Below are 971 nucleotides of genomic sequence, written 5' to 3'. Positions count from 1 at the left end.
GCCGCGGTGCTCGAGGCTGGAGCGGCGACCCGTGCCGCAGGTGCACCCGTGGTGGGGGCAGGCCAGCGAGCGGCGGGCGAGCTTGTGGCCCTCGGCGGGGAGGCAGCAGCAGGCGGTCCCGGCGGTGGTCTCAGGCACGGTCGGCCTCCTGGGCCTCCCAGTGGAGGTAGAGCGCGCCCCAGCCGGTGCCGAGGACGTCGACGAGGGCGTTGGCGACCGTGCGGGTGTCTGCCCACGGGAAGCTGGTGGCGATGTTGCGGGCGGCGGTGCAGGTCTCGTTGACGGAGGCCGGCTGATTGGTCGCCACGGCACGCAGGCGGGCCTCGAAGTCCAGGCGGTCGGTGTAGGGCACCGGCGGGCGGGTGCTGGTCGTGGCGGTCATGCCCGGGCCCCGGAGACGATCTCGTAGATGGACTCGGGCTTGTCCTCGACGGGGATGCCGAAGGCCTTCAGCGCGCCGACGATGAACGCCGGGCCCACGCCGCGGCGGCCGGTACGCATCTGGGACAGGAGCGGAGTCGACAGCTGCAGACGCTCGGCGAGCTCCGCGTCCGTCTTGATGCCGTGCTCGTTCTTGAGGTGGTCGATGGCGCCTGGTCGCAGGCGGATGTCGTTGGGCTGGGGGCGGGTGATGGTCTCGGACATGGCGGATCTCCTGTTCAGATGCAGACGTGGAATGGGCCAAACTCGGCGAGCGCCGAGCCCCAGGTGCCGTAGGCCCGGGACGGGGCCTCGGGGGACTGGTGCCCTTCCAAGGCGAGGGGCGTCTCGCGGACCCACTGGCCCATGGCGGTGTCGAAGCTCCAGCGGTGGCAGTGGACGTCGTGAAGGGGCTCGGAGCGGGGCGGCTCGGACCCGTCCACGGGGTAGAATCCCTGGGCGTTGAGCTCCTTCAGGCCCTCGGGCTTGTCCCGTTAGACGTCGACGTACTCGCGGGCCCGCTCGGCGCTGGCCAGCGGGCCGGGCAGGAC

At 72.2% G+C, this 971-nt stretch carries 2 protein-coding genes; both read right to left on the bottom strand.

The window, feature by feature from the left end:
• Positions 1-130: 130 nt before the first annotated feature.
• Complete coding sequence (locus ACXAGC_RS20410; protein ID WP_474846837.1) at positions 131-382, bottom strand: hypothetical protein; 252 nt, start codon at positions 380-382, stop codon at positions 131-133.
• Positions 379-645: a helix-turn-helix domain-containing protein gene (locus ACXAGC_RS20405; protein ID WP_474846835.1), complete on the bottom strand. Its 267-nt coding sequence runs from the start codon at positions 643-645 to the stop codon at positions 379-381. Before ACXAGC_RS20405 ends, ACXAGC_RS20410 begins: the two co-directional genes overlap by 4 nt.
• Positions 646-971: the final 326 nt, after the last annotated feature.

It is taken from the genome of Alteromonas sp. AWJ4_197 (genome assembly GCF_056160285.1).
Note: the sequence above shows the minus strand (reverse complement) of the source record. Positions and strands in the feature narration are given on the sequence as shown.

Coding starts and splice junctions, on each gene's coding strand:
- ACXAGC_RS20410 (WP_474846837.1), bottom strand. CDS start 382: ATGACCGCCACGACCAGCACCCGCCCGCCGGTGCCCTACACCGACCGC.
- ACXAGC_RS20405 (WP_474846835.1), bottom strand. CDS start 645: ATGTCCGAGACCATCACCCGCCCCCAGCCCAACGACATCCGCCTGCGA.